We start from the raw sequence: 21,912 nt of genomic DNA, 5'->3' as shown, positions 1-21,912 counted from the left end.
GGAAGGGTTATGAAAAAATCCGACAACCCCGCCGATCCGTTCAAAAAGGCTTTGACCGAGGCCACGCGCGCGCTGGCTGACGACCGCGAGCTGAACGTCACCTTCTCGGCCGACCCGTCCGGCGTGGCGGGCGATACGATGCGTCTGCCGCAGGTCAGCCGCCGCATGACGCGTGACGAAGTCCTGCTCGCACGCGGCACCGCGGATGCTCTGGCGATGAAGCTGCGCCACCATGACGTCGCGACCCATGCCAAATACGTCCCCCCCGGCCCGATGGCGCGCGAGCTTTACGAGGCGATGGAGACCGCGCGTTGCGAGGCGCTTGGTGCGCGCGACATGCCGGGCGCTTTGTCGAACATCGACGCCCGCATCGCCGCCGATGCCGAGCGCAAGGGCTATTCCCAGATCAAATCCGCCTCCGAAGCGCCCTTGGCGGCAGCGGCGGGCTATATCGTGCGCGAAATGGCGACGGGGCGGAAGCTGCCGAAAGGTGCGCGGCATGTGGCCGACCTCTGGCGGCCCTTCGTCGAGGAACAGGCCGGAGCCGATATGGAAAATATCGGCGATTTCATCGCCGATCAGGCCGCTTTCGCACGGCTCTCGCGCAAGGTGATCTCGGATCTGGGCTATGGCGACCAGCTGGGCGAAGATCCCGACCAGCCGCAAGACGATGCCGAGGATCAGGCCGAGCAGGAAGAGGAAGCGGGCGACGACCAGTCGCGCGACCAATCCGAAGAGGACGAGGCAGAGGCCTCGCCCGAACGCTCGCAGGAACAACAGCAGGACGAACGTCAGGCACAGGTCAGCATGGATGACCAGTCGGACGAGGAAATGGCCGACGAGGCCGAAGCCTCCGAGGCCGACAATCCGCCCGACCTGCCGCCGCCGGTCTCGGATGCGAGCGCCGATTACAAGGTTTTCACGCAGGAATTCGACGAGGAAATCCGCGCCGAGGATCTGGCCGAACCGGCCGAGCTCGAACGGCTGCGGGCCTATCTCGACAAGCAGCTCGAACCCTTGCGCGGTGCGGTCTCGCGGCTGGCGAACAAACTGCAGCGCCGCCTTCAGGCACAGCAGAACCGCAGCTGGGAATTCGACAAGGAAGAGGGCGTTCTTGACGCGGGGCGGTTGGCGCGAGTGATCGCGAACCCGACCATGCCGCTCTCCTTCAAGGTCGAGAAAGACACCGAATTCCGCGACACGGTGGTGACGCTTCTGATCGACAATTCCGGCTCGATGCGGGGCCGCCCGATCTCGATCGCGGCGATCTGTGCGGACGTTCTGGCGCGCACGCTCGAACGCAGTCAGGTCAAGGTCGAGATCCTCGGCTTCACCACGCGGGCGTGGAAAGGCGGGCAAAGCCGCGAGCAATGGCTGGCCGCCGGCCGTCCCGCGACACCGGGCCGCCTCAACGATCTGCGCCACATCATCTACAAGGCGGCCGATGCGCCGTGGCGCCGCGTGCGCCCGAACCTCGGCCTGATGATGAAGGAAGGCCTTCTGAAGGAAAACATCGACGGCGAGGCGCTGGAATGGGCGCATCGCCGCATGGTGCGCCGCAACGAGGCGCGCAAGATCCTCATGGTGATTTCCGACGGGGCGCCGGTCGACGATTCCACGCTGTCGGTCAATCCGGCCAACTATCTTGAAAAGCACCTGCGCGACGTGATCGCCATGGTCGAAAAGAAAAAGCAGGTCGAACTTCTGGCGATCGGCATCGGCCATGACGTGACGCGCTACTACCAGCGCGCGGTCACGATCACCGATGTCGACCAGCTGGCCGGCGCGATGACCGAACAGCTTGCCGCCCTTTTCGAGGCCGATCCGCGCAAACGCGCCCGCGCGCTTGGCCGCATGGGGCCGCGCCGCTAGGCCGCTTTGATACCGACCTGCCGCAACCCCGCGTTGCGGCAGGGACAGGCCTCGGCTCTGGACAGTTGCCGCGCCCGGGGCGAATAGTCCGGACCGGAGGTGCCCAATGGCCAATGACAAACCCTTTCAGATTTTCACCGTCCAGACCCGCCCCGAAGACGGGCCGCCGCGTCTTGCAGCCCTGCGCGCCGAAATGGCGAAACGCGGCTTTGACGGCTATATCGTGCCGCGCACCGATGCCCATCAGGGCGAATATGTCACCGCGCAGGACGCGCGTCTCGGCTGGCTGACCGGCTTTTCGGGCAGCGCGGGTTTCGCCATTGCGACGCAGGAGCAGGCCGGCGTTTTCGTCGACGGCCGTTACCGCGTGCAGGTCAAGGGCGAGGTCGATCTGGCCCATTACACCCCCGTCAACTGGCCCGAAGTCTCGCTGGCGGCATGGCTGCGCCAAGCCCTGCCAGAGGGCGGCCGCGTCGCCTATGACCCGTGGCTGCAAAGCCGCAAGGAGATCCGCGACATGACGGCGGCGCTTGCCGGCAGCAATATCGCGCTGATCCCGAGCGAGAACCTCGTCGATGCGGTCTGGACCGACCGCCCCGCCCCTGCCCCGGGTCCGGTGCGTCTTCATGAAGAGGCGATCGCGGGCCGCACCGCTGCGGAAAAGCGCGCGGCACTGGCGGGCGAACTCAAGGCGCAGAAACAGGCATCGACCGTGCTGACACTTGCCGATTCCATCGCATGGCTTCTCAATATCCGCGGCGAGGATCTGCCCAAGAACCCCGTGGTCCAAGGATTTGCCGTGATCGACGACGACGGCCGTGTCGAGCTGTTCTCGGAGCCCTCGAAATTCGGCCCCGAGGTCCGCGCCAAGCTTGGCAACGACGTGGTGATCCTGCCGGTCTCGGGCCTTCCGGCCGCTTTGGGCGAGCTGAACGGCCCGGTGCGCCTCGACCCCGCCTCCGCCCCCGACGAGGTCTTCCGTCTGGTCGAGGCCAATGCCGATGTGGTCGAAGCCCCCGATCCGGTGGTGCTGCCCAAAGCGGTCAAGACCGCCCCCGAGATAGAGGGGATGCGTCAGGCCCATCTGCGCGATGCCGTCGCCATGATCGAGATGCTGGCATGGATCGACGCCCAGCCCACCGACGGATCGCTGACCGAGATCGCGGTGGTCGAGAAACTCGAAAGCCTGCGCAAGGCGCAAGGCGCGCATGACGTGAGCTTCGACACGATTTCCTCGACCGGCCCCAATGCCGCGATCAACCACTATCACGTCAACGAACTGACCAATCTGCCGATCAGGGACGGCGAGTTGCTTCTGCTGGATTCGGGCGGCCAGTACCGCGACGGCACCACCGACATCACCCGCACCATCCCGATCGGCACGCCCTCGGACAAGCACCGCCTGCCCTATACGCTGGTTCTGCAGGGCATGATCAACCTCTCGCGTCTTCGCTTCCCCAAGGGCCGCGCCGGTCGCGATATCGATGCGGTGGCGCGTGCGCCCTTGTGGATGGCGGGGCTCGATTTCGATCACGGCACCGGCCACGGCGTCGGCGCGGCGCTTTGCGTCCATGAGGGGCCGGTACGGATCGCGCGGATCTCGGAAATCCCGCTCGAGGCGGGGATGATCCTGTCGAACGAGCCGGGCTATTACCGCGAAGGCGAATTCGGCATCCGGATCGAAAACCTGATCGTGGTCGAGACCGCCGAAAGCCCCGACAACCGTGCGATGCTGGGTTTCGAAACCCTGACGCTGGCCCCGATCGACACGCGGTTGATCGACGTCACGCTGATGTCGTCCCCCGAGATTGACTGGCTTGATGCCTATCACGCCCGCGTTCTGGCAGCGCTCGGCGACAAGGTCGCCGGCGCGACCCGCGATTGGCTGGTCAAGGCGACACAACCCGTCGCGCGCTAAAGCGGGGCTTCGCCTCCGGCCATTCCGCGGCTTTCGCGGCGGGATGGCACCTCTCCAGCTACCACGACCGCCCCTAACGGCGTTCGGGACGCGGCACGGGCGGAACCGTCACCTCGACCACCACCTCGCCCTGCGGTGCGCTGTAGCGCGCGACAGTGGCGGCGCAGTAATCGGCAAGCCCGTCTTCGGACAAGGCGGCAAGCTGCATCCTTTCCTCGTGACGGGCTTCCGAGACGGCATTGTCGAAAGCCGCGCGGGTCGGTTCGTGAAAATCCGAAGGGCCCGAGACGAAAGCGACATCGCCGGGCGCGGATCTGAACCCGCATTGCTCTTTCGCCGCCAGATAGATCCCGAGACGGTCGGCGTCACGGGCCAGATCGGACGAATAGCCGGAAAAGAGGCTCGCCCGCATCACGAAAGCCGCCGCCGGAAGACCCGCGACCAGCAAGAAGAGCAGAGCAAGAGAACGTCCTGTCACGGCAGATGTCGACCATTTTTCGCAAGCACTTCCGGCAGGATGACACCCGAAGCGCGGCAAAGATGCCCGCTCGCAAGCGGAACGGCAATCGCTATCGCAAGCGGCTCCTGGCTGAGGCGGGATCGGCCCCGAGCCGCGCAAAGATTGACGCAAGACGCGCCTGCCCCTATCCTCGCCGCATGAAAACATTCCGCTGTGCATCTGTCTAAAGCCTCGCTTCGCGCCTAGCGCGGACCGAGGCCGTCATCGCCCCCAGCGAGCAAGCGCATGCTTGCTTCTCCGATGACAACCGGGCTTTGGCCCGGACAGTGGACCTATATCATGAATATCTCGAAAACCGAGCGCAGAGCGCTGGAAATGCTGTCCTTTGGCGGCTGCATCACCGTGGAGAAGGACGGCAAACAGGTCGTCGACGTCTATTTCATCACCCGCGAAGGATGGTTTCTCGACGGCTACGGGCTGCGCGAATTCGACCGGCTTCGCCAAAAGAAGATGATCGCCTCGCAGGCGGGCGGCCCCTACCGCATCACCAAATCCGGCGTGGCAGCCCTCTCGCAGGCCCGCAAAAGCTAAGCTTTTCCGCCCCGAGGCCGATATAGAAAAGCCCCGCAAAAGCGGGGCTTTTCCTTGCCTTGCGGGGGTCTCCCCGTGGCTTAGTCGATATGGGCGTCGCCTTCGCCCGGGTGCTTGCGGCGCCAGGCGAGCGAGTTGAAGAAGGCCACCGCGATAAAGCCCGCGCCCAGAAGGCCGGTGATATATTCCGGAACCGGATGCAGCGTCTGGACGAACATGATGATCGCCAGCGAGAAGATCGACCAGAAAGCGCCATGCTCGAGGTAACGGAACTCGGCCAAAGTGCCGCGCTCGACCAGCATCACGGTCATCGAGCGTACATACATCGCGCCGATGCCCAGACCGATGGCGATCAGAAAGAGGTTCTGCGTCAGCGCGAAAGCCCCGATCACGCCGTCGAAGCTGAAAGAAGCATCGAGCACTTCGAGGTAAAGAAAGCCGCCCAGACCCGCTTTGGCGATATCCCCGTTCGAGGATTTGCCGCCCCAGCGGTCAAGCACATGGCCCAAAGCATCGACCACCAGATAGGTCACAACGCCCCAGATCGCGGCGATGACGAAGGTGTGCTCTTTCTCGGCGGGCAAGAAGTGCAGCACGATCAGCATCGAGATGAGCACGAAGCCGACCTCCATGCCGCGGATCTCGCCGACTTTGCGCAGGCCGGTTTCGACGCCGCGGATCCAGTCGACCTCTTTGGCTTCGTCGAAGAAGTAGCGCAGGGCGACCAGCATCAGGAAGGCGCCGCCGAATGCCGCGATGGGCAGATGGGCCTCGTGGATGATGTGGGAGTATTGGTCGGGCTCGGTCGCGGCGAGCTTGATCGCCTCCCAAGGGCCGAGATTGGCAGCCACAACCACGATCAGGAGCGGGAAGACAATCCGCATCCCGAAGACGGCGATGACGATACCCCAGGTCAGGAAGCGGTGCTGCCACTCGGGGGTCATGTTCTTGAGCTTCTGCGCGTTCACGATCGCGTTATCGAAGCTGAGCGAAATTTCCAGAACGGCCAGAATGGCCGCAATGAGGAAGAAGGACAGCGCTCCGCCAACCGTCTTTTCGTATTCCCATCCGATAAATGCAGAAAGTAGGAGGCCTATGGCCGTCACGATGAACGGCCATTTCATATAGCTGACGGTTGATCTCATCTGTCTTCCTCTGAGACTTTTGTTTCAGGCTCAGATAGGAAGTGGTTAACACCATCACAAGAGCGTGCGCGTTCTTGAAACCCAATTTGCTCACGAATCGGAGAAGAAAATGCGCTACGCCGTCTACCATCTGCCGCAGGGCGATCTTGGGCACTGGGGAAGCGCATGGCTAGGCTGGGATGCGCGCAAACGCCATGACGCGACTGCCGTTTCGGATGTGCAACCAAAGGGAGAAACGCCTCCGCGGCGCAATGGTGCGGCGCTTCCGCGCACCCAGGGCGAATTGACCGCAACGCCGCGCCGCTACGGTTTTCACGCGACGATGAAGGCGCCGATGCATCTGGCCGAGGGGCGCAGCCTCGTTGAATTGCGCGCGCGCCTTGGCGAGATCGCAGCCACCAATACGGGTTTCGCGATGGAGATGGCGCTGAATTGGGATTGGGGCTTTCTCGCCTTGCGCCCGCTGGTCCAGCCGCCCGAGCTGATGGCGCTCGAGGCCGCGCTGGTCACCGGTCTCGACGACTTCCGCGCGCCCCTGTCCGAACAAGACCGCGCCCGCCGCCACCCCGAGCGCCTCTCGCCCACCGCACGCGAGCATCTCGACCGTTGGGGCTATCCCCATGTGCTCGATCTCTTCCACTACCACCTGACGCTCAGCGGCGCGATTACCGAGCAGGAAGGCGCGACACTCGCACAGGCTTTCGAGCCCGAACTCGCCCCGCTTCTGGCGCGCCCGATGCCGGTCGCGGCAATTGCTTTGGTGGCCGAAGGGCCGGACAAGCATTTCCGCCTGATCGAGGAATTCCCGCTCGAAGCCGGCGCCGGTTAAATCGGGGCACAGGACGCGCGGCGTTCAGCCCGTCAAAGCCATTTCTTCCAGCGGAAAATCAGGAAGGTTGCCACCGACGAGGCCACCATCAGCCCCACCGCCAGCGGATAGCCGAAGCTCCATTCCAATTCGGGCATGAGGCGGAAGTTCATGCCGTAGGTACTGGCGATCAGCGTCGGCGGCAGGAACAACGCCGCCACGACCGAGAGGATTTTCACCGTCACGTTCTGGCGCAGGTTGATCATCCCCATGGTCGCATCGACCGTCAGGGTGATGCGGCCCTCGAGAAACTCGGCATGGACATGGAGCGCGTGGATATCGAGCTGCGTCGCGGTGATCGTCGCTCGCAGCTTGCCCGCCTCGCTGCGTTTTTCGATATTCGGGATATGGAAGACCAGCATCCGCTCCACCGTCATCAGGCACAGCCGCACACGGCTGATCTGCGCAGCGCTCCGCCCCGTCGCCAGAAGCGAGGCGCGCAGGGCCTCTTCGGCCAGAGGCTCGGTATTGCCCAGAAGCGTGCCCGAAACATGGTCGAGTTCGCGCCCCACCCCCTCGAGGAGGTCCGCCATCCGTCCGGCGATTTCCTCGACAAGACCGACGAAGATGCGTTCGGGCGAGGCTGCCCCGCAGGAGCTTTGCCCCGCGCGATGAGGGAAGGTCACGAAGGGACGCGGCTCGTGGTGGCGCACGGTCACCAGACGCGATGCGTTGAGGATGAAAGTCACCGGCAGCGACACCGGCTGTGCCCCGCCGACGGCTCCGGCGCCGGTCGTGCCTTGCGCCGGACTAGCGCTCCCGTCCGTCACGCCGGTCTCACCCTGCACCGGCCCGCCCGCCACGGCCTGACCGGGGATGACGCAGGTCATATAGGCCGTATCCCCCTCGAGATAGAGCCGGTTAGAGACCTCGATCTCCTCCATATCCTCGAGCGTCGGAACCTCGATCCCGAGTCGGCGGAGTTGCTCGATTTCCGCGACGGTGGGCGAGAGCAGGTCGATCCACGCCGCTTTGGCCAGATCGAAGCTCTCGTCGGGTCCCTCGGCAAGACTTTCCGGAAGGGCGACCAGCGCCTTGTCGGATGCGAGATAGGCCTTCAACATCGGTGCGGGATCCTCGTGCGGTCAAACGCCCCTCATGCGTAAGCCCTGCGCCCGCGCCGTCAAGCCCGTAGCGCGGACGGGCGCGGCCTGCCCCAAGCATGCGCGCGGCCTGTATGCGGCAGCGCCCGCCCGCAGATTTTCCCGCGATTGACGAATGTTTAGCCGTCCTGTCACGCGCATTTCACAGAGTGCGGGCATTTTGGCCATATTGCCTCATCGCGGATTCATCATGCCGTTTCTGCCTCCTCTCCGCCTGACCGGCGCCACCATCTTGCGCGAAGGAGAGCTGCGTCAGCGCTCGGTCGCGATCGCGCGCGGCAAGATCAGCAAGGGCCCGCTGCCCGCGGTCGATCTGACCGGCTTCCTGATCCTGCCCGGCATCATCGACATGATGGCCCTGCCACCTGCCCTGACCGGACCGCAAACACCTGCCCGCATCCTGAGGGAGGCGCAGCGTCAGGCGGCAGCAGCGGGGGTTACCACGGGCTGGCTGGCGGCGGGCTGGTCATGGCAGGGCGGCCATGATTGCCCCGAACGGGGCGAGGCGCTGCTGCGCGCTCTGGCACAGCCGAGCGGGCCGGTCGATCTGCGCCCCGCGCTTCGGGTCGAGACAGCGCGCAGCGATCTGGGTCCGCGCCTGAGCGCCCTGATCGCCGAGCTCCGGCCGCAGCTTTTGTATTTCGAGAATACCCGCGACCGGCTCGACCGGCTCGAGGCCAACGATCCCGTGGCCTTCGCCGCCGAGGCCGCGACGCTCGGCCTTGACGCCGCGCGGTTGCGCAGCGCCCTCTGCGCGGCACAGACCCGCGCGCATGAGGTTCCCCGCCACCTGTGCCGGATCGCCGAGGCGCTGGATGCGGTCGGCGCGCATTACGGCAGCCTCGACGACAGCGGCGGCGACATCCGCGAAAGCTATTCGATGATCGGCGCACGCCTTGCCACCCGTCCCGCCGCCCATTCCGCCGCCGCAGCCTCGCGCGCGATGGGCAATCCCGTGCTGATCGGCGCGGGCCAGCACGGGTTGGGCGACGATCTTTTGCAAGCGCGGCTGGGAAATGCTCTGGTGTCCGACGGGAACTGGCCTGCGCTCGCGGCGCGCGCCCTGGCGCTGGCAGGTCGTGATTTTGCCGATCTGCCCCGCGTCTGGCCGCTGGTCTCCGCCACCCCCGCCGAAATCATGGGTCTGGCCGATCGCGGCACGCTCGATTACGGGCGACGCGCCGATCTGGCCGTGGTCAATGCGGCAACGCGGCGGGTGGAGGCCACGATCTGCGCCGGCCGCCTCGCCCATCTTACGGGCCTCGCGCGCGAGCGTTTCAAGGCCGCCTGGAACACCGAGGGTTTCAACGCCATCGCTGCCGAGTGACATTGCACCACAAGGGTGATGCAAATGTGACGCAACGTCATAACCTTTTCGTGAACGTACAAAATAAGCTTATACGCCCGGAACCTTCCGGACGTATAAAGAGTTAATACCTGCGTAATGAGTATAACGTTGTGGGGATACGCCAAAAGCGTATCCCTTTTCCTTTGGGTCTTATCTGAAATCTAAACCAGATTTTCGTTTTCTCAAAGCTATTTAGACTTGATGAGCAAAACACCGCCATTTCCGGACCCTATCGGGAGGGGAAAACTGCTTGTCTCCATTTCTCCCTCGGGCAAAAGCCCCATGTGCAAACACGAAAACGCATTCAGGATTGCGGGGAAATAACGGGATATCCGCGACTTTCCGACGCAGCCCCTCTTGTGAAGGGGCGCTCACGCGGGATTGTGGCCATGCGCGAAAACGTGCGCAAAAGTGAAGGCACCCCGAAGGGTGCCCTGCATGCCGAAAGCCGGATCCGGCCCGCGCGCCCGAGAATCAGCGCCCGAAAACCCCTGTCAGTTGACGCGGTCGGGCAGCGGCTGGCCATCGACGAAAGCCACGAGATTGGCCATGGCACGCATCGCCATGGCGGTGCGGACCTCTTCGGTCGCGGTACCCAGATGCGGCAAAAGCGTCACATTCTCGAAAGCCTTGAGCGCATCGGGAACCAAAGGCTCGCGCTCGTAGACATCAAGCCCCGCCCCCGCGATTTTGCCGGCCGCAAGCGCCGTGATCAAGGCGGCCTCCTCGACGACATCGCCGCGGGCGATATTGATCAGATGCGATGACGGCCCCAGCCGGTCCAGCTCGGCCGCGCCGATCAGGTGGCGCGTCCCCGCCCCGCCCGGAACGGCGACAACGGCGAAATCGGCCTCGGCCAGCATGTCGTGCAGGTTCGGGATCTGCTCGGCGGGGAAATCAGTCGCGGTTACCGGCGAGCGGTTGAAGAAGACCACGCGCATGCCGAAACCATAGTGGCAGCGCTGCGCGATCGCCTTGCCGATGCGGCCCATGCCGATGATGCCGACGGTCTTGCCGCTGACCTGCGTGCCCAAAAGCTGGGTCGGCTGCCAGCCGGTCCAGCCGCCGGAACGCACCAGCCGCTCGCCCTCTCCGGCACGACGTGCCGCCATGAGGATCAGCGTCATCGCGATATCGGCGGTGGCATCGGTCACGACACCGGGCGTATTCGTCACCGGCACGCCATGGGCCGCCGCGGCCGCGCTGTCGATATGGTTGTAGCCCGCGCCGAAATTGGCGATGAGCTTGCAGCGAAGCGGTTTGGCCGCCGCGAAAGCCGCAGCGGTGAAGCGGTCGCCAAGCGTCGGCAGGATCAGGTCGTAATCCTGCAGCGCGCGGGCCGCCTGCTCTTCGCTCAGACCCTCCAGAACATCTTCGAAATCGGCATCGAAACGGGCGGCGAGCGAACGCTCTGCCGAAGCCGTCATGCGGCGTGTGACCAGTAGTTTCATCAGTAAATCCTCCCCCCAATCGGGACGTCTTTGTCGGGCGTCAGCAAGACGACCTCGCCCGATGCGTCGGGCAGACCCAAAACCAGCACTTCCGAGACGAATTTGCCGATCTGGCGCGGCGGAAAGTTCAGCACCGCAAGCACTTGTTTGCCCACAAGACCGTCGGGGTCATAGTGATGCGTGATCTGCGCCGAAGAGCGCTTCTCGCCGATCTCTGGCCCGAAATCGATCCAGAGCTTGATCGCGGGACGACGCGCCTCGGGATAGGGTTCGGCACGGGCGATCCGGCCGACGCGGATATCGACCGCCAAAAAGTCGTCGAAGGTGATCTGCGGGGCGAGCTGCGCGGGCACCTCGCTCACTTCCCGAGTTCCCGACCCCGCGCCGCAGCCGCTGCTACCGTGCGGCGCATCAGGGGCTCGAGCCCGTCCTCGGGGTTCATCAGCTGCGAGAGGCCGGCCGCCGTGGTGCCGTTGGGCGAGGTCACACGATCACGCAGAACCGAGGGCTGCTCGGCGCTGGCCATGGCAAGCGCGCCCGCACCCGCCACCGTGGCGGTGGCAAGCTTCTGCGCCATTTCGCGCGGCAGACCTTCGGCCACACCGGCCTCGGTCATCGCCTCGATCAGGTAGAAGACATAGCCCGGCCCCGAGCCGGACAGGCCGGTGACCGCATCCATCTGGCTCTCGCCTTCCAGACGCACGACGGGGCCGACGACGCCCATCAGCATCTCGGCCAGAGCCATTTGAGCATCACCCGCCTTGCCGTTGCCGACAATCGCCGAAATCCCCTGACGGATCGCGGCGGGCGTATTGGGCATGGCGCGCACGACGGGAGAATTGGGGAAGGCGGCCTCATAGGTCGGGATATTGGTGCCGGCGGCGACCGTCAGCACCAGCGTATCCTTGCCCGCACGCGCCTGAAGGCTCGGCAGCACTTCGGCCATCATCTGCGGCTTGACCGCGATGACCATAACCGCGGGATCTTCGGGCAGGCCGTCGTTCACGGCAATGCCGCGCTCCGCCAGATCGGCGCGCGGCTTGGGGTCGATCACGCCGACCGATGCCGGCGCCAGACCGCCTTCGAGCCAGCCGTCAAGCAGCGCGCCCCCCATATTGCCGCAACCCACCAGCACGAGGCCGCGGCCGTTCAATCCTGCAAGTTCCATGACTCTCTTCCCTAAGCTCCCACTCAGGCCCGTCCGTAGGCCTCGGCCATCGCCATGTCCAGCGCCGAGACCGGCGCGGCATCGCCCCAGCAGGTCATCTGGAAAGCGGGATAATAGCGTTCCGCATTGCTGATCGCGCTGCCGATCATGCGGTCGATCTGCTCGGGAGCCGCCAGAGATTCGCCGCAAAGAACAAGGCCGTAGCGCCAGACCATCAGCCTTTGCTCGGGCCAGAAGACGAAGCCGCCCTCCCAGACCTGATCATTGGCGAGGTTCAAAAGCTCGTAGAGCGCGGGCAGACGGCGCGAGGGCGGGTCCATGTCGAAGGTGCAGATGAGGCGCAGAACCTCTTCGCGAGGCGACCATTGCAGCGTCAGCGAATAGCTGCGCCACTGCCCCTCGACCTGCATGGCGATCTGGTCGTCGGCAAGCCGGTCGAAGTCCCAGTCGTGATGGGCCGCAACCGATTCCACAATGTCGATCGGGTGGATCTCATCGCTGTGAATGTAGTGCTCTAGCTGCGCCATACCTGCCCCTTTTGCTGTCGATGGCAGGCGATGATCCCCCTACCACTGGTAGCCGTAACTACACCCGGCGCAATTCCCCGGATGTACTACCATATATCGTGTTCTTGAAGCTCAGGACTGTAAAGCGAATTTTCGGCGACAGGCAGATAGCTGCAGGCGTCATCCACAGCTTTGTGCAAACCATCCACAGGGAGTGCACAGTTGGCTTGAAGTTTTCCCCGGTCCTCTGTTCAAGACTTTGGGGAAAAAGGGGCAGAACATGCGCGACCACGGCGGAGACATCGACAAAGCGGCCCGAAGATTCGGTCGCGACGACTGGATCGACCTTTCGACGGGAATCAACCGCAGGCCCTGGCCGGTCGGAACGATCTCGGAACATGCGCTGACCGCCCTGCCGACGGGCGCGTCATATGTCCGCTTGCAAGAGGTCGCGGCGCTGGCTTTCGGCTGCGCGCCCGAACAGGTCGCGCCGATGGCGGGGGCCTCGGCCGCGATCCAGATCCTGCCACGCCTTCTGGTGCCCGAGGGGCGTGCGGGACGCGCGGCGGTGATTTCGCCCAGCTACAACGAACATGCGGCCAGCCTGCGCGCCTCGGGCTGGGAGGTCGCCGAGGCTGCGACGATCGCGGCGCTCCACGGTGCCGATCTGGCGGTGGTCGTGAACCCCAACAATCCCGACGGGCGCAGCTGGCAGCCCGCCGAAATCGCGGCACTCGCCCGAGAGGTCGGCCATCTGATCGTCGACGAGAGCTTTGCCGACCCCCGCCCCGAACTGTCGATCATCCCGAGCCTGCCCGAGAACGTCACCGTCCTGCGCTCTTTCGGAAAGTTCTGGGGGCTGGCGGGGCTGCGTCTGGGCTTTGCGGTGACCCAAACGGCGCTGCATCGCCGGATTGCCGAGCATGCGGGTCCGTGGTCGGTCAGCGGGCCCGCGCTTGAGATCGGAGCGGCGGCGCTGGCGGATCGCGACTGGGCCCGCGACGCGGTGGTCTGGCTGGCCGAGGCGGCGGTCCATCTCGACCAGATCATGATGGCGCAAGATTGCACGCTGGTCGGCGGCACCCATCTGTTCCGCCTTTACGAGACGGCCGATGCCGCCGCCCTGCAGGAGCGTCTTGCCCGCCACGCAATCTGGAGCCGCATCTTCCCCTATAATCCGCGCTGGCTGCGGCTGGGGCTTCCGGGCAGCCGCGCGGAATTCGGGCGGCTGCGCGAGGTGTTCAACGCCTGAACGGCGCGGTCCTTACAGGACCTTGTTCACATGGCCCATCTTGCGGCCCGGACGCGGTGCGCCCTTGCCGTAAAGATGGATCTGGGTCTTGGGCTGCGCCAGAAGTGCGGGCACGCGGTCGATATCGTCTCCGATGAGGTTGGTCATCTCGACATCGGCATAGCGCCCGCCGTCACCCAAGGGCAGGCCCGCAACCGCGCGGATATGCTGCTCGAACTGGTCGACCGCACAACCCGCCTGCGTCCAATGGCCCGAGTTGTGGACGCGTGGCGCGATCTCGTTCACCACGAGCCCTTTGGGCGTGACGAACAGCTCGACCCCCATCACGCCGACATAATCGAGCGCATTGACGATCCGCGCGGCGATCAGCACGGCATCGGTCAGCACCGAGGAAGGCTGGCCGCTCGGAACGGTGGTGGTGCGCAAGATCCCCTCGCGGTGGACATTGAGGCCCGGATCGAAGGCCGAGACCTGACCATCCTGCCCGCGCGCCACGATCACGCTGATCTCGGCCGAGAAATCGACGAAACCTTCGAGCACCGAAGGCGCATCGGTCCAATCGCTTTGCCCCGCGTCGTTGATGCGGATCTGGCCCTTGCCGTCATAGCCCATCCGGCGGGTCTTGAGGATCGAGGGCACGCCGACGGCAGCAACCGCATCCGCCAGCCCCGAAGCATCATCGACCGCGACATAGGGCGCGGTGGTCAGTCCGATCCCGCTCAGGAAGTCCTTTTCGGTGATGCGGTCCTGCGAGACCGCAAGCGCGCGGCGGTTCGGATGGATCGGGCGCAGGCTTTCGAGCAGATCAAGCGCCGAGGTCGGCACATTCTCGAACTCGTAGGTCACGACATCAACCGAGGCGGCGAAGGCACGCAAGGCGGCCTCGTCCTCGTAGGGGGCATTGGTCACCTGATGGGCGACATCACCGGCAGGGGCCGCGCCCGGTTCATAGATATGGCTGCGAAAGCCGAGACGGCTGGCCGCGACCGAAAGCATCCGGCCCAACTGGCCGCCGCCCAGAATGCCGATGGTCGCGCCGGCAGGCAGCGCGGCGGGTTTGGTTGCATCAGTCATCGGAGGGCTCCTCGGGGATGGAGGCCGACAAAGCCTCGCGCCACGCATCGAGACGCGCGGCCAGTTCGGGGTCGTTAATCGCCAGAATACCCGCGGCCATCAGGCCGGCATTGGCCGCACCCGCCGCACCGATCGCCATCGTCGCGACCGGAAAGCCTTTGGGCATCTGAAGGATCGAATAAAGCGAATCGACGCCCGAAAGCGCCTTGGTCTGGACCGGAACCCCGATCACCGGCACCCGCGTCTTGGAGGCCATCATCCCCGGCAGATGGGCCGCGCCCCCTGCCCCCGCGATGATCACCTTCAACCCGCGCGCAACGGCCGTTTTGCCGTAATCCCACAGCCGGTCCGGCGTGCGGTGGGCGCTGACGATCTTGGTCTCGTAGGCGATGCCCAGCTCGTCAAGAATGGTTGCTGCCTCGCGCATGGTGGGCCAGTCCGACTGGCTGCCCATGATGATCCCGACGGGTGTGTCCATAAAATAGCCCCTTCGTTGCTGCCGGCCACGGCTTGCGCGCGCCCGCTGTCGCATGGGCCTTAGCGCGGGCGCGCAATCCGCGCAATCGCGGGCGGCGGTTCAGGCGATGATATCGGGGGTCAGATCGTCCTGAATGCGCGAAATCCGGTCCTTGAGCGCCAGTTTCTGCTTCTTGAGGCGCTGCAGCGTCAACGAGGAGGTCAGGCTCTGGGTCCCGAGCGCCTGAATGGCCTCGTCGAGATCGCGATGCTCGCGCCGGAGCACTTCGAGCCGCGCAAGGGCGATTTCATTCGGAGACATTTCGTGCTGGGACGTCATCTTCTGGCCTCACGCTGGATTGCCTTGCTTATAGCCCGCGCGAAAGGCGGTGTAACTGCCCAACTGCATCTTGTTACCGGCGCGTTGCATCCTCATATTTGCAAGGTCGGATTGCCAATCATGGGATCCGGACGACGGTCGCTTTACGACAAAGGACTAGAGCAAATGACGAAGATCAGTCTGGCCACGCATCCCTTCCTTCTGGGCTTCGACCAGTTGGAACGCCTGGCCGAGCGGGCTGCCAAAGGCGCCGAGGGTTATCCGCCCTATAATATCGAACATATCGGCGCGCACGGCTTCCGCATCACCCTCGCGGTCGCGGGTTTCTCGGACGAGGATCTCACGGTCACGCTGGAGGAACGCCAGCTGGTGATTCGCGGCAAACAGGCCGAGATCGACAGCGAGCGCGTCTTTCTCCACCGCGGAATTGCCGCGCGCGCCTTCCAGCGCAGCTTCGTGCTGGCGGACGGGGTCGAGGTGGTCGCGGCGGGGCTGGAAAACGGTCTGCTCAATATCGATCTGCGTCGCTCTGTCCCGGACAGCATCGTCCAAACCATCCCGATCAGCCGCAAAGAAAGGGGATCGCAGTGAATACCAAATACGAATTCGGTCAAGAAACCGACAACACCGTTTACGTCCGTCGCGTCGCCATCGAGAGCCTGCCGCAGGATGTGCAGGAACAGGCCGAAGGTCTCGAGGCGCTTTACGCGCTCCATGACGCATCGGGCGAGCGCATTGCCCTCGTCAAGGATCGCGGGCTGGCCTTCATGCTGGCCGTCCAGAACGAGATGAGCCCCGTCAGCGTCCACTAAGGCGCGGAGAGCGGAACAACGTCAAACGGGCCGGCTTCATGCCGGCCCGTTTGCTTTTGGGCGCGACTGCTCGGGAAAGGCCGCGTCCGGAAAAGCTACTTCGGAAACCCGTAAGCCTCGATCATCGCGCGAATGGCTCGGTCGTTGCCGCTTTCGCCGCCCGCAGCCCCGCCGCTTCCCCCCGCAAGATTGCCCGAGCGCAGGTTCTGCTCCTGCGTGCCCGGCCATTCGGTAATGCGGAACCGCCCGCCGATCTTGGCCGGACGGCTGCCCGCAAGCCGGTGCATCCAGTAAAGCCAGACATCATCGGCCGCGGGGGCAAGGCGCGTGAAAATCTCGGGCTTGGCGACGTCTTCGTGAAACACGCCCGGCGCGTAAAGCACCCCGCCGACGCCGGTGGGAAAGATCAGCGGTGCGGTTTCGGGCGAGGCGATATTGCGGCTCCAATCCTCGTAGGACAAAGGCAGGCCCGCCGGATCCAGTGTGATCATGTGCGCGCGATGGCCGACCACTCCCGCATCCGCGTGACGCACCAGCTGCTCCAGCCAGTCGCGGGCGTAATAGACATCGTCATCCGCCGTCACGACATAGGCCGAAGGATCTTCGAGCAGAACCGGCACGATCTTTTTGTAGGAGCGCCAATCGGGACAAACCGCAATCCGCAACCCCGACAGCGCGCGCACCTCTGCCGGAAGCTTGGCCTCGTCACCTGCATCGAGCCACAAAACCACCTCGTCGGGCTGCAGGCTTTGCGCCAAAAGCGAGCGCAAGGTGAGATGGAGCGACGCAAATCGCGCGGGATAGCTGGTCAGGCTGACGACCAGCCGTGCAGGCAGGCCGTGGGCCGCGCCCGCTGCTACCGGCCGCGCGAGGATTTCGGCCTTGGCCTGCGCGATACGGCGCGCATGTTTCCAGCGCCGCAGAACATCGCCGATCATCCCTGCCACGCCTTGCGCAGCCAATCGATCTTGCCGATCCGGCGGTACCATTTGTTGCCCTGCCCCGAAAAGACCTCGGACATTTTCGGATTGCCCGCGAACAGCACGATCTTCGCGCCCTCGGGCAAAGAGGGATCCTTGAAATAGCTCAGGAAATTGCGCGGCACACAGTCGTTTTTGAAGCTGACACACCACCCGCGCGGCCAGTAATGCAGATTGCCGTGTTTGGCGAGCTGGGCGCTTTGGAACTGCTGGCTGATCTCGTATCCTGCCGTCGCGGCCGCCGGATCGGCGAGATAGGCGTCGAGGATGTAGGAATGCGCCCCGACCTCATAGCGAAAGACCGAGGAATTGCCGACGCTATGCAAGAAACGGTCGCGCGCCGGATTGATCTTGCGCAGGGGTTTCGGCCGGAAAAGATCGTCGTCGCGGATGATGAAAAATTCGCCCGGCAGCGCGAAAAACGGCTCGAGATCATCGACGATGACCAGATCGAGATCGAGAAACAGCCCCGTCCCCTTGAGCCCGAACAGATCCTTGCGAAACAGCGCGAGCTTCTGCCAGCGCGTATCCTTATGCCCCTTGGGCAGGCCCAGTTCGGGCAGAGCCATCGCCTCGATCCCCGCATCCAGGCCGAGGGCGTCGTCGGTAAAGCAGATGAAACGGTGTGGCCGCGCCAGATGGCGCCGCACGCCCGCCGCCAGGCGGTTCACATCGTCCGCGCCGTAAAGCGTGCCCCATTTGATGCAGATCACCAGCACCGGATCGGCAGAGGAGGGTCCGTTCGGGACGGCTGCGGTCGGGGCGGTCGGGGTGGCGGGCTCGGACATGGCGGCTCCTGATGCGGCTTTCGCCAGCCTTAACGGGAAGGGGCGCGCCATTCAACAATGGCGCGCCCCCCTTTAGCGGTCTTCTGCCCAGCCCCACAGGGGGCCGGCGCGGTCCGGCGCGTTCAAACGCGCAAGATCACAGGCTCGGAGCAAGCTCTGCCGCGGCCCCGGTTACGGTTCCGTTCTGGACGGGCTGATGCTCGGCAAGGAATTTCTCGGCGTCGAGCGCGGCCATGCAGCCCATGCCGGCGCTGGTCACGGCTTGGCGGTAGATATGGTCGGTCAGATCGCCCGCCGCAAAAACGCCGGGGATCGAGGTGCGGGTCGAACCCGGCTCGACCTTCACATAGCCGCCGTTATGGAGCTCGAGCTGATCGGCCACCAGCTCGCTTGCCGGCGCATGGCCGATCGCGATGAACACGCCGTCCAGCGCCAGATCGGTGGTCTCGCCGGTCTTGGTGTTGCGAAGGTTGAGGCCGGTAACGCCCAGCGGCGCGGTCGTGCCCTCGACCTCGACAATCTCGTGGTCCCACAGCACCTCGACCTTGGGATTGCGCAGCAGACGGTCCTCGAGGATCTTCTCGCAGCGCAGGCTGTCACGGCGGTGGACCAGCGTCACCTTGCTGGCGAAATTCGTCAGATAGAGCGCCTCTTCGACGGCGGTATTGCCGCCACCGATCACCGCAACCGGCTTGTTGCGGTAGAAGAAGCCGTCACAGGTCGCACAGGCGGAAACGCCGAAGCCCTTGAACTGCTCTTCGCTCGGCAGACCCAGCCAACGCGCCTGCGCGCCGGTCGCCAGAATAACGGCATCGGCCGTGACCGTCGCGCCGCTGTCGAGATGGGCGACAAAGGGGCGGACCTGCAGATCGAGCCGCGTCACGGTATCCATATGGATGCGCGTGCCCATCGCGCGGGCATGGGCTTCCATATTGACCATGAGATCGGGGCCCTGGATCTCGGTATGGCCGGGCCAGTTTTCGACTTCTGTGGTGATGGTCAGCTGACCGCCGGGCTGCATGCCCTGGATGAGCACCGGCTCCAGCATGGCCCTTGCAGCATAGACGGCGGCCGTATATCCCGCAGGACCCGAGCCGATGATCAGCAGACGGGTATGGGCGGGCAGGACGTTATCGGACATGGCGCAATGCCTTTCGCTTGAATTCCTTGGTCAGGGGATTAGGTAACCATCGCCGGAGCCGGTTGCAATCCGTGGCCTGATCCGCAGAACACATCGCTATCCCAAGGGCTTCTTCTGCCTTGTGCCGTCAAGATGACGCAGCGCATGGCCAGAAAGAATGTTGCGCATTGCGCGCCCACAAGGTAGCTTCCGACAAGAAATTTAGCCTAATCGGGCAAGAGGGAATACATGAGCGCTGCCAGACTTGACGATATCGACCGCAAGATCCTCGCAGAGCTACAGGCAGACGGAAGAATGACGAACGTCGAACTGGCGCGCCGCGTCGGTATCTCCGCCCCGCCCTGCCTGCGCCGCGTGCGCGCCCTCGAAGAGACCGGCTACATCCGCGGCTATCACGCCGACATCGACCCCCGCGAGCTGGGATTCGAGGTGCAGGTTTTCGCCATGGTGCGCCTGCACAGCCAGTCCGAAAAGGACCTTTCCGCCTTCGAGGCACAGGCGCGCAGCTGGCCGCTGGTCCGCGAATGCCACATGCTCAACGGCGAGATCGACTTCATCCTGAAATGCGTCTCGCCCGATCTGCCGAGCTTCCAGCGCTTCCTGACCGAAGAACTGACCTCGGCCGAGAATGTCGCCAGCGTGAAGACCAGCCTCGTGATCCGCTGCGCCAAGGACGAGCCGGCGATTCCCTTCGAGGTTGTGGAAAGCCGCCAGCTCGCCTGAGGCACTGCCGCGACATAAAAAACGCCCGCGCCTTCCACAGGTCGCGGGCTTTTTCATTCGGGGCGCTACGGCGCGCGCCTAAAGCGTGATCGCCGAGATCAGCCGCCCGTAATCGGCCGCATGTTCATGGGTCGAGCGGCGGTAGGAGTAGAAACGCTCGGGGTCGGAATAGGTACAATGGCGTGTCCATGCCGCGCTGACGCCCGCGTCGCGCAGACGCATCAGGCCGAAGCCCGTCAGATCGAACATCGGGCGACCGTTCGGCCCTCCGATGAAGAAGCGGCTGTAATCGGGGTCCTCGGCCAGAAAGTTGTCCATGAAATCCTCGCCGACCTCATAGGCGGCCTGGCTGATCGAAGGGCCGATGACGGCGCGGATATGGCGCGCGCCCAGATCCTCCATCGCCGCGACGGTCGCCTCGATCACGCCGCCAAGCGCGCCCTTCCAGCCGGCATGGGCGGCGCCGACGACGCCCGCTTTCTCGTCGGCAAAGAGGATCGGCAGGCAGTCGGCGGTCAGAACGCCCAGTACGACGCCCGGCAGATTGGTCACCATCGCATCGGCGCTGCGCTGGTCGAGGCCGACCAGATCGTCAAGGCTGGTGATGGTCGCGACATCGGCGGAATGGACCTGACGGACGGTCGCCAGACGTTCGATGCCCACGCCCATCGCCTCGGCCACGCGCGCGCGGTTGATCGCCACGATCTCGGCCTGATCGCTGGAGCCGCGGCCGACATTGAGCCCCTGAAACAGACCCGAGCTGGCCCCGCCCTTACGTGTGAAAAAGCCGTGCCGCACAGGCTTGAGAAGGTCGGCAGTCAGGATTTCAAGGGTCGTTTGCATCTTGGTCCCACGGTTGGAAGCCCGGAGGCGGAGGCGTCTGAGGCGCCCAAAGCGCCAGTACTTTGAAGAGGTGTCCCATTTGCGCCTCTGCGGTCAAGCGGGAAAGCGCGGCTCCGGCCCCTTGGTCGCCTCCGGCCTCGAGCCGCGCCGCGCGCGCCGCAATGCCCAGATCGAGCAGCCATTCCCCCTGCCCCCGCATCCGCGAGACCCGCGCGCCCGCCGCTTGCGCCGCATGGGCCAAGGGGGCGAAGTCGACATGGGCGGTCAGATCAGCCTCGCCGGGATGGGCCAGCGGGTCGTCGGGCTGGTGGCGGCGGAGTGCCTGAAAGCTGTCTCCCCGCCCGCGCCAGTTGCCGTAATCGATCAGGATTGCCGCGCCGCCATGCGCGGCGATACGCGCGCCGATCCCTGCCGCAATCGCGGGGGCGGCGGGGCAGATCTCGCGGATCTCGCCCAAAGGCGCGGGTTCGCCCGCCTGCGGCGCGCCAAGTCCCATCGCGAGCCGCCCTGCCCCGTCCAGCGCGATGATGCGCTCGGCCCAGCCCTCGGTCGTGCGCTGGAACTGGCGAATGGGCAAAGCGTCGAAAAACTCGTTCGCGACCAGAAACAGCGGCTGTTCGGGCAATTGGTCGACGTGCTCGAGATGGCGGATCGCGCCCAGCTTCGCACGCTGGACCTCGCGCAGATGGGGCGAGGCCTCGATCAGCACGACCTCTGCCGCCGCCGCCATGCCGGGCACGATTTTGATCGTGCGCAGGATATCGGCCATCAGGGTGCCGCGCCCCGGCCCGATCTCGGCCAGAGTGAAGGGCGCGGGGCTGCCTTGATCAAGCCAGGCCTGTGCCAGCGCCAGCCCGATCATCTCGCCGAACATCTGGCTGATCTCGGGCGCGGTCGTGAAATCCCCCGCCGCGCCGAATGGGTCGCGCGTCGCGTAATAGCCGTATTCGGGATGAAGCAGGCAAAGCTGCATGTATTCGTCAAGCCGCAGCGGCCCGGAGGCGCGGATCTGCGCCGCGATCAGCCGCGCAAGCGGCGTGCTCGTACGGGGTGCCTCGCCGGTCATCGGGCGC

Annotated in this window: 24 protein-coding genes; 9 read left to right on the top strand and 15 right to left on the bottom strand. The window is 64.8% G+C overall.

All coding sequences use genetic code 11. The features are described 5' to 3' along the window. Positions 1-9 precede the first annotated feature (9 nt). Positions 10-1,872 carry a cobaltochelatase subunit CobT gene (gene cobT / locus ACFFUC_RS19245; protein ID WP_377688546.1) on the top strand — a complete coding sequence of 621 codons (1,863 nt, stop codon included), beginning with the start codon at positions 10-12 and terminating at the stop codon, positions 1,870-1,872. Between the two features lie 106 nt (positions 1,873-1,978). Continuing rightward, the gene (locus tag ACFFUC_RS19240; RefSeq protein WP_377688545.1) at positions 1,979-3,790 is read left to right on the top strand and encodes an aminopeptidase P family protein; all 1,812 of its coding nucleotides are present in this window, start codon (positions 1,979-1,981) and stop codon (positions 3,788-3,790) included. 73 nt (positions 3,791-3,863) lie between these two features. Here the strand turns inward: ACFFUC_RS19240 and ACFFUC_RS19235 are convergent, their stop codons facing one another. Continuing rightward, positions 3,864-4,268 (bottom strand): hypothetical protein, encoded by a 405-nt coding sequence (locus tag ACFFUC_RS19235; protein WP_377688544.1) that lies wholly within the window; start codon positions 4,266-4,268, stop codon positions 3,864-3,866. Between the two features lie 321 nt (positions 4,269-4,589). Here ACFFUC_RS19235 and ACFFUC_RS19230 point away from each other — a divergent pair, with 321 nt between their 5' ends. Then, positions 4,590-4,841, top strand: coding sequence for a YjhX family toxin (locus ACFFUC_RS19230; RefSeq protein ID WP_377688543.1), 252 nt, complete (start codon positions 4,590-4,592; stop codon positions 4,839-4,841). 80 nt (positions 4,842-4,921) lie between these two features. Here ACFFUC_RS19230 and ACFFUC_RS19225 read toward each other — a convergent pair whose 3' ends face one another. Further along, positions 4,922-5,986, bottom strand: coding sequence for a DUF475 domain-containing protein (locus ACFFUC_RS19225; protein ID WP_377688542.1), 1,065 nt, complete (start codon positions 5,984-5,986; stop codon positions 4,922-4,924). Between the two features lie 109 nt (positions 5,987-6,095). Here ACFFUC_RS19225 and ACFFUC_RS19220 point away from each other — a divergent pair, with 109 nt between their 5' ends. Further along, a complete protein-coding gene (locus ACFFUC_RS19220) occupies positions 6,096-6,815 on the top strand; it encodes a DUF1045 domain-containing protein (protein ID WP_377688541.1) in 720 nt (239 codons plus the stop codon). Positions 6,816-6,847: 32 nt separating this feature from the next. Here the strand turns inward: ACFFUC_RS19220 and ACFFUC_RS19215 are convergent, their stop codons facing one another. Then, the gene (locus ACFFUC_RS19215; RefSeq protein ID WP_377688540.1) at positions 6,848-7,918 is read right to left on the bottom strand and encodes a magnesium transporter CorA family protein; all 1,071 of its coding nucleotides are present in this window, start codon (positions 7,916-7,918) and stop codon (positions 6,848-6,850) included. 229 nt (positions 7,919-8,147) lie between these two features. On the opposite strand from ACFFUC_RS19215, the gene ACFFUC_RS19210 reads away from it, so the two are divergent. Then, positions 8,148-9,284: an amidohydrolase family protein gene (locus tag ACFFUC_RS19210; protein ID WP_377688539.1), complete on the top strand. Its 1,137-nt coding sequence runs from the start codon at positions 8,148-8,150 to the stop codon at positions 9,282-9,284. A 515-nt stretch (positions 9,285-9,799) separates the two neighbouring features. Here the strand turns inward: ACFFUC_RS19210 and ACFFUC_RS19205 are convergent. The 4 genes from ACFFUC_RS19205 to ACFFUC_RS19190 are packed head-to-tail and all read right to left on the bottom strand — an operon-like array spanning position 9,800 to position 12,451. Continuing rightward, positions 9,800-10,756: a 2-hydroxyacid dehydrogenase gene (locus ACFFUC_RS19205; RefSeq protein ID WP_377688538.1), complete on the bottom strand. Its 957-nt coding sequence runs from the start codon at positions 10,754-10,756 to the stop codon at positions 9,800-9,802. Further along, complete coding sequence (locus ACFFUC_RS19200; protein WP_377688537.1) at positions 10,756-11,118, bottom strand: tRNA-binding protein; 363 nt, start codon at positions 11,116-11,118, stop codon at positions 10,756-10,758. The genes ACFFUC_RS19205 and ACFFUC_RS19200 overlap by 1 nt, the downstream gene beginning before the upstream one ends. Continuing rightward, positions 11,115-11,924, bottom strand: coding sequence for a pyrroline-5-carboxylate reductase (proC, locus tag ACFFUC_RS19195; RefSeq protein WP_377688536.1), 810 nt, complete (start codon positions 11,922-11,924; stop codon positions 11,115-11,117). The genes ACFFUC_RS19200 and proC overlap by 4 nt, the downstream gene beginning before the upstream one ends. A gap of 23 nt (positions 11,925-11,947) precedes the next feature. Continuing rightward, on the bottom strand, positions 11,948-12,451 hold the full coding sequence (locus tag ACFFUC_RS19190; RefSeq protein ID WP_377688535.1) for a type III secretion system chaperone family protein: 504 nt from the start codon (positions 12,449-12,451) through the stop codon (positions 11,948-11,950). Positions 12,452-12,710: 259 nt separating this feature from the next. Between ACFFUC_RS19190 and cobD the strand changes: the two genes are divergently transcribed. Next, positions 12,711-13,682 carry a threonine-phosphate decarboxylase CobD gene (cobD, locus tag ACFFUC_RS19185; RefSeq protein ID WP_377688534.1) on the top strand — a complete coding sequence of 324 codons (972 nt, stop codon included), beginning with the start codon at positions 12,711-12,713 and terminating at the stop codon, positions 13,680-13,682. Positions 13,683-13,694: 12 nt separating this feature from the next. Here the strand turns inward: cobD and ACFFUC_RS19180 are convergent, their stop codons facing one another. From ACFFUC_RS19180 to ACFFUC_RS19170, 3 genes are all read right to left on the bottom strand, one after another. Next, complete coding sequence (locus ACFFUC_RS19180; protein ID WP_377688533.1) at positions 13,695-14,756, bottom strand: 5-(carboxyamino)imidazole ribonucleotide synthase; 1,062 nt, start codon at positions 14,754-14,756, stop codon at positions 13,695-13,697. Continuing rightward, positions 14,749-15,234 (bottom strand): 5-(carboxyamino)imidazole ribonucleotide mutase, encoded by a 486-nt coding sequence (purE, locus tag ACFFUC_RS19175; RefSeq protein WP_377688532.1) that lies wholly within the window; start codon positions 15,232-15,234, stop codon positions 14,749-14,751. Before purE ends, ACFFUC_RS19180 begins: the two co-directional genes overlap by 8 nt. A 99-nt stretch (positions 15,235-15,333) precedes the next feature. Next, the gene (locus ACFFUC_RS19170) at positions 15,334-15,552 is read right to left on the bottom strand and encodes a YdcH family protein (protein ID WP_377688531.1); all 219 of its coding nucleotides are present in this window, start codon (positions 15,550-15,552) and stop codon (positions 15,334-15,336) included. 165 nt (positions 15,553-15,717) lie between these two features. Here ACFFUC_RS19170 and ACFFUC_RS19165 point away from each other — a divergent pair, with 165 nt between their 5' ends. Next, the gene (locus ACFFUC_RS19165; protein ID WP_377688530.1) at positions 15,718-16,143 is read left to right on the top strand and encodes an Hsp20 family protein; all 426 of its coding nucleotides are present in this window, start codon (positions 15,718-15,720) and stop codon (positions 16,141-16,143) included. Beyond that, positions 16,140-16,364 carry a DUF1150 family protein gene (locus tag ACFFUC_RS19160; protein ID WP_377688529.1) on the top strand — a complete coding sequence of 75 codons (225 nt, stop codon included), beginning with the start codon at positions 16,140-16,142 and terminating at the stop codon, positions 16,362-16,364. The genes ACFFUC_RS19165 and ACFFUC_RS19160 overlap by 4 nt, the downstream gene beginning before the upstream one ends. 95 nt (positions 16,365-16,459) lie before the next feature. On the opposite strand, the gene ACFFUC_RS19155 is transcribed toward ACFFUC_RS19160, so the two are convergent. The 3 genes from ACFFUC_RS19155 to trxB form a co-directional block, all read right to left on the bottom strand. Further along, the gene (locus ACFFUC_RS19155; RefSeq protein ID WP_377688528.1) at positions 16,460-17,302 is read right to left on the bottom strand and encodes a glycosyltransferase family protein; all 843 of its coding nucleotides are present in this window, start codon (positions 17,300-17,302) and stop codon (positions 16,460-16,462) included. Further along, positions 17,299-18,132: a hypothetical protein gene (locus ACFFUC_RS19150; protein WP_377688527.1), complete on the bottom strand. Its 834-nt coding sequence runs from the start codon at positions 18,130-18,132 to the stop codon at positions 17,299-17,301. The genes ACFFUC_RS19155 and ACFFUC_RS19150 overlap by 4 nt, the downstream gene beginning before the upstream one ends. Before the next feature lie 136 nt (positions 18,133-18,268). Then, positions 18,269-19,273 carry a thioredoxin-disulfide reductase gene (gene trxB, locus ACFFUC_RS19145; protein ID WP_377688526.1) on the bottom strand — a complete coding sequence of 335 codons (1,005 nt, stop codon included), beginning with the start codon at positions 19,271-19,273 and terminating at the stop codon, positions 18,269-18,271. 228 nt (positions 19,274-19,501) lie between these two features. On the opposite strand from trxB, the gene ACFFUC_RS19140 reads away from it, so the two are divergent. Continuing rightward, positions 19,502-19,996 (top strand): Lrp/AsnC family transcriptional regulator, encoded by a 495-nt coding sequence (locus ACFFUC_RS19140; RefSeq protein WP_377688525.1) that lies wholly within the window; start codon positions 19,502-19,504, stop codon positions 19,994-19,996. A gap of 78 nt (positions 19,997-20,074) precedes the next feature. Here ACFFUC_RS19140 and pgeF read toward each other — a convergent pair whose 3' ends face one another. Together pgeF and ACFFUC_RS19130 are read right to left on the bottom strand one after the other, a co-directional pair. Then, positions 20,075-20,839 carry a peptidoglycan editing factor PgeF gene (pgeF, locus tag ACFFUC_RS19135; RefSeq protein ID WP_377688524.1) on the bottom strand — a complete coding sequence of 255 codons (765 nt, stop codon included), beginning with the start codon at positions 20,837-20,839 and terminating at the stop codon, positions 20,075-20,077. Continuing rightward, on the bottom strand, positions 20,823-21,905 hold the full coding sequence (locus ACFFUC_RS19130) for a class I SAM-dependent methyltransferase (protein ID WP_377688523.1): 1,083 nt from the start codon (positions 21,903-21,905) through the stop codon (positions 20,823-20,825). Before ACFFUC_RS19130 ends, pgeF begins: the two co-directional genes overlap by 17 nt. Positions 21,906-21,912: the final 7 nt, after the last annotated feature.

The organism is Paracoccus cavernae (assembly GCF_042430175.1).
Lineage (GTDB): Bacteria > Pseudomonadota > Alphaproteobacteria > Rhodobacterales > Rhodobacteraceae > Paracoccus > Paracoccus cavernae.
The sequence above is the reverse complement of the archived record's forward strand: the minus strand, read 5'-3'. Positions and strand labels throughout refer to the sequence as shown.